The organism is Chitinophaga sp., assembly GCF_036566945.1.
In the GTDB taxonomy this organism is placed as follows: domain Bacteria; phylum Bacteroidota; class Bacteroidia; order Chitinophagales; family Chitinophagaceae; genus Chitinophaga.
The window spans coordinates 1-5765 of sequence record NZ_DATCVJ010000746.1; the positions used below are offsets into that span (position 1 = coordinate 1).

A 5765-nucleotide genomic window follows, 5' to 3' on the forward strand; every position below is an offset into this window, starting at 1 on the left:
AGGTTGTTCAGCATAGCTGAGGTTCAGCCCAAGCTGTTGCCCGTTACCAAAAAGACGTTGAAAAGCGGGGAGGTCATGTGGTGTAGAAATGATCAGGATATCCTTTATTCCTGCCAGCATGAGTGTAGACAGCGGATAATAGATCATTGGTTTATCATACACCGGCATGATTTGTTTGCTGATGGCATACGTAATGGGGTGCAAGCGGGTGCCGGAACCGCCGGCCAGGATAATTCCTTTCATTTGAAGATCATTTTTTGATGGTCACTAGCCCATGGCTTTTAAAAATTATCATAAGGCCGCACAAAAATAGCGGCTCTCTTTCAAATAGAGCGATTTTTTTTTAAGCATAAAGCGGAAGGCAAAAAGCAAAAAGCCATAGAAGCGAATGAACTATGCGAAAGAATAATATTCGCTCTCATCATTCGCTTCTATGGCTTTTTGCTTTTTGCCTTCCGCTTTATGCTTTAAATAAAGAGACTTACAATGAAATAAGTAAATGCAGCCAGCAGTCCACTGATGGGAATGGTTAAAACCCATGCCCAGAGGAGGGAAACGGTTACCCCCCAACGAACGGCGGATAATCTTTTGGTAGCACCTACTCCCATGATAGCACCCGTGATAACGTGGGTGGTACTGGCAGGAATACCCAGGTGTTCGGTGAGGAACAGGGTAATAGCACCGGATGTTTCCGCTGCCACACCTTCCAGGGGCGTTACTTTGGTGATACGTGTACCCATGGTTTTAACGATTTTCCAGCCACCGCTCATGGTACCGAGTGCGATACAGGTAAAGCAGGCCAATGGCACCCAGTCCGGCATCTCTTTGATACTGCCGATATAACCGGCAGATACCATGGCAGCAGAGATGATGCCCATTACTTTCTGGGCATCGTTACTACCGTGTCCAAGGCTCAAAGCAGCGGAAGATACCAGCTGCAGGCGTTTGAACCAGCTTTCTGCGCGATAGGGATTTGCCTTGCGGCAGATGTTCACAATGATGAGGGTGATAATGAAAGCCACCACCATACCTATCAGCGGTGCAAGGACGATGAAATATACCGTAGGTAATACTTTATGGAAATTGATAACGTCTATATTGCCACCGGAAGCCGTTACTGCGGCGCCTATGAAGCCCCCGATCAGCGTATGCGAGGAACTGGATGGGATACCCAGCCACCAGGTAAAGAGGTTCCAGGTAATAGCGGCCACCAGGCCACAAAGAATTACTTTGAGTGTAATGAACTGTTCAAATACCGAGCTGGCTACAGAATTGGCAACTTTGAATTCACCGATGATATATTTGGCAATAAAAAAAGCCGCAAAGTTGAAAACTGCGGCCCAGAGCACTGCCTGAAACGGTGTCAGTACTTTGGTCGACACAATTGTGGCGATAGAGTTGGCAGCATCATGAAAACCATTGATATAGTCAAAGATGAAGGCCAGTATGATAATTACAACTAATAAAGTCATGACTTAGGGAGAATTATGCGTTCAGAACTGTATTTCCCTTATCAGGAGTACTTGATAATAATGGTTTCTATTACGTTGGCGCAGTCTTCGCACTTGTCGGTAGCGATTTCCAGGGCCTGGTAGATTTCACGCATTTTAATCAGTTCTGCCGCATTTTGCTCGGTGTCGAACAAATCGGCGATGGCCATGTCATAGATGTCATCAGCATGGTTTTCCAGGCTGTTGATCTTTACGCAGGCATCTGTAATGATGCGCATATTCTGCATATTGCGCAATTCGGGGATCGCTTTAGCAAGTTCCAGTACACCCAGGTGGATTAATTCCGCCAGTTTACGGATGCTGTCATTGATGTAATGTACTTTGTAGAGGTCCATTCTCTTGGCAGAACCATGGATGTAATCAGCTACATCGTCCAGGGTGGCGGCCAGATAGTGAATGTCTTCCCGGTCAAAAGGGGTAATGAAGTTTTGTCCGAGTTCTACAAATATGCGGTGAGTGTAATCGTCATTTTTGTGTTCCAGGCGCTCTATCAGGTGCACTTTATCTTTCCTCACAGCCAGATCAGTAGTGGCTACCAGCTCATTGAGCACAGTTGCCATTTCTACAAGATTGGAAGCCACATCTTCAAACAAAGAATAAAATACCCGGTCTTTCGGCATGAATAGTTTAACAAAAGAATTGAAGCCTCCCATACGTTTGAGTTTATAATTTGCCGCAAAATTAGCTTTCTCGATCTATCCCTACCAGCAAAAAACACGAATTAATAATTCCTTAACACTGGATTAATATAAAAGTAATATAGCGATTTTTCCTTTGCATAGAAAATTATACTCATAAACAGGCTGCCTACAACCTGTACATACCACCAATTAATGTCAGACAAACGCCCATTAGATATTGCCGTGATCTCAGATGTACATCTTGGGATTTACGGGTGCCACGCCAAAGAACTGATCCAGTACCTGGATAGTATCGATCCGCGGATACTCGTACTGAATGGGGATATTATCGATATCTGGCAATTTAGTAAACGCTTTTTCCCAAAAGCACATACCAAGGTAATCCGGAAAATTCTGAAGATGATCGGCAAGGGAACCGAGGTATATTACCTGACCGGGAACCACGACGAAGCCCTGCGTAAGTACGCCGGTTTTGAGCTGGGTAACTTTACGATCGACAATAAGCTGGTGCTGGAGGTAGATGGAAAAAGGCATTGGTTCTTTCACGGAGACGTATATGATGTGACCATGAAAAACTCCAAATGGCTGGCCAAGCTGGGCGGAAAGGGCTATGATCTGCTCATTATCCTGAACCGGCTGGTGAACAATGTGCTGGAAAGCTTCGGCCGGGAAAAGATGTCATTTTCCAAAAAAGTGAAGCAGGGCGTGAAAACGGCCGTTAAATTTATTTCCGATTTTGAACAAACAGTGGCCGAAATAGCGGCAGATAAAGACTTTGATGTAGTGTGCTGCGGACATATTCACCAGCCCCTGATCAAAGAAATGAAGGTGGGCGATAAAACGGTGACTTACCTGAATTCCGGCGACTGGGTAGAAAGCCTTACGTCTCTCGAATATATAAACCAACAATGGACCCTGTACCAGCACCCCGTTACCAAATCCAAAATTGTACTCGCGGAAGATGAAGAGGATGCCGCCACCGATTGGGACGCTACGCGGATCATTAGTTTTAAAGCATAAAGCGGAAAGCATAAAGCAAAAAACTACCGAAGCGGATAATTTGTCATGATATTCGCTTATTTAATTCGCTTCGGTAGCTTTTTGCTTTATGCTTTCCACTTTATGCAAATAAAATATATATATTTATATTTAAATATTATTTTCACAAAATCATAACAAGCGCTTAATATTAAATTAAAAGTAGACTCCTAAGTTTGCCAGAGAAATAATTAAGTGTGACGATAGTGTACATTTAAAAAAGCAGAAAAACAGCTAGATGAAAGTATTGAAGTTGCATCCTTTAATGACTATCTCCCTATTGCAAATGCAGATTCAGCGTTTGCTCTTTTGTAATGTGGCAGTGTATGTGCGTAACTCCCTGGCAAATGCTTTTGATACCCTGAAAGAAGCCGGTTTTGAAGAGGAGATCCTGATAGAGTTCCCGATAGATGAAACCTTGAGTTTGCGCGAATTTGAGGAAGAGGTGGAAGAGCGGTTTAACTTTTCGCTGGAACTTTGTAACAAGGACAACAAGCCTTTTATGAACAAGAGCCAGCATTTATTCCAGATAGCCAGCCCTGCTGGGGAGAAGAAGGAAGACCGTAACTATCAGCTGGACATTTCCCTGGACATGCTGGTGAATAGTAACCGGCAGTCACCTCAGCAGAATATGTGGTAATTTTTGTTTGTTTTATATTTTTCCGGGAGATGTAATTTTCCGGGTTCGTTTTTAGCCCCCTACCGATATCCTGCTTTTCGTATACTTATTACAGTTAGTCCTCCTGAAATCTTTCACCAATTAACATGCTGGTAATATTCTCTTAACAATGTGGTAATGTGCTGCCAATACTTTTGCAAATAGTACTAAAGAAGTATTGAAAATTAATGAAGTAGCAAGGTATAGGAAACCTATTTTGTAAGTGAACCAACAAAGTGTTTTGTTAACGGGTATCCATCAACTCATTATTACGGAAACATGCTGATCCTATTTCTCCCCACCTTTAATTTCACAAATTTTGCAATAGTTGTATTTTAAAAATAGATTCATAAACTGAACCCAATACCGCCCGGGTTTCTACCCGGACGGTTTTTATTAGTTATCGGACTATTTGCCCAGTTTAGCCATCTGTTTTTCCGGTGCTTTTTCGAATACGCTTTTGCAGGTAACGGAACAAAAATGTACGGTATCTCCTTTGTATACGGCCCATTCTTTATAACTGGTGTCATAAGGCATTTCACATACTGGATCAGGCAATTTGCCATTGGCATCTGCTGTCAGTTTTTCTGCTGGCGCCGCAGGAGCCGGCATGGTAGTATTTTCAGCTGGTTTGTTTTGTTGAGCACAGGCAAACAGGAATAATGCGCTACCGATGAAGAATATATATTTCATGCTATTTTTTTTACGAAGGTATTGATAAAAGAAATTACGAATTACAAATTACGAATTACGGATTTGCAGGTAGATATTCGCGAATGATAATTTTCGCGTTTACAATCTAGCCACAAATCCGTAATCCGTAATTCGTAATTTGTAATTCTGTTTACCAGATTACTACACGATCTGCTTCGGGTAATACCATTTTATTACCGGGAGCACAACCCCATGCCGCCTGGAATTCAGCCAGGTGAGGTAATGGTCCGTTGATGCGGAATCTTGCCGGAGAGTGTGGATCTGTCTGGATCTGATTGCGGAGGGCAGCATCGGTAATATTACCGTGCCATACCTGCGCCCAGCCCAGGAAGAAACGTTGCTGCCAGGTAAATCCGTCGATAGGTTTAGGTTCGCCTTTGCCTTCAAAAGATTTTACCAATGCATGGTAGGCCAGTGTTAAACCACCCAGATCGGCTACGTTTTCGCCAATGGTTAAAGCACCATTTATTTTGAAGCCAGGTAAAGCTTCCAGGGTGCTGAAATAATCGATGTAACGTTTGGTCAGCTTATCGAAGTTTTTACGATCAGCTTCTGTCCACCAGTTTTTCAGGTTACCTTCTGCATCAAACTGAGAACCCTGGTCATCAAAGCCATGGGTAAACTCGTGGCCTATTACGGCAATGATACCACCGTAGTTGATCGCGTCGTCTGCATTCGGATTGTAGAAAGGAGGCTGGAGGATACCTGCAGGGAATACTACTTCGTTGTTTAAAGGATTGTAGTATGCATTTACGGTTTGAGGTGTCATGCCCCATTCGCTTTTGTCTACTGGTTTGCCTATTTTGTCAATATTTTCTTTGTGCTCGTACAGGCTTGCTGCTACTACGTTTTCCAGCAGTTTGCCTTTTTCAATATTGATAGAAGAATAATCTTTCCATTTGTCAGGATACCCGATCTTATAAGTAAAGGAAGCTAATTTTTTGTGCGCCATCTGTTTGGTAGAATCGCCCATCCAGGTGAGTTTATCGATTCTTTCGCCATAGACTTTACGCACGTTTTCGATCATTTCAGATACTTTCTGTTTGCTGCTTTCAGGGAAATATTTCTTCGCAAACAGTTTACCCAGTGGCATGCCCATTTTACCATCTGTAGAGCGGATCGCTCGTTCAGTACGGGTTTTCTGTGCTTTGGTCCCTCTCATCACAGTAGCAAAGAAATGGAAATTTTCTGCATCAAAAGACG

At 43.1% G+C, this 5765-nt stretch carries 7 protein-coding genes; 2 read left to right on the plus strand and 5 right to left on the minus strand.

What is annotated here, in order from left to right; translation table 11 throughout:
- The 3 genes from VIP81_RS22440 to VIP81_RS22450 all read right to left on the minus strand — a co-directional run.
- Positions 1–243: sugar phosphate nucleotidyltransferase (locus VIP81_RS22440; RefSeq protein ID WP_331966669.1), on the minus strand; the 243-nt coding region annotated here is incomplete at its 3' end.
- 224 nt (positions 244–467) lie between these two features.
- Complete coding sequence (locus tag VIP81_RS22445) at positions 468–1472, minus strand: inorganic phosphate transporter (protein WP_331966672.1); 1005 nt, start codon at positions 1470–1472, stop codon at positions 468–470.
- 41 nt (positions 1473–1513) lie between these two features.
- Positions 1514–2164: a DUF47 domain-containing protein gene (locus tag VIP81_RS22450; RefSeq protein WP_079469694.1), complete on the minus strand. Its 651-nt coding sequence runs from the start codon at positions 2162–2164 to the stop codon at positions 1514–1516.
- Between the two features lie 180 nt (positions 2165–2344).
- Here VIP81_RS22450 and VIP81_RS22455 point away from each other — a divergent pair, with 180 nt between their 5' ends.
- Positions 2345–3172: a UDP-2,3-diacylglucosamine diphosphatase gene (locus VIP81_RS22455; RefSeq protein ID WP_331966679.1), complete on the plus strand. Its 828-nt coding sequence runs from the start codon at positions 2345–2347 to the stop codon at positions 3170–3172.
- Between the two features lie 256 nt (positions 3173–3428).
- A complete protein-coding gene (locus VIP81_RS22460; RefSeq protein WP_331966682.1) occupies positions 3429–3830 on the plus strand; it encodes a hypothetical protein in 402 nt (133 codons plus the stop codon).
- Between the two features lie 426 nt (positions 3831–4256).
- Here the strand turns inward: VIP81_RS22460 and VIP81_RS22465 are convergent, their stop codons facing one another.
- A complete protein-coding gene (locus tag VIP81_RS22465; RefSeq protein WP_331966685.1) occupies positions 4257–4541 on the minus strand; it encodes a YHS domain-containing protein in 285 nt (94 codons plus the stop codon).
- Between the two features lie 151 nt (positions 4542–4692).
- Positions 4693–5765 (minus strand): M13 family metallopeptidase (locus tag VIP81_RS22470; protein WP_331966688.1); only part of this gene is annotated, 1073 nt, incomplete at its 5' end.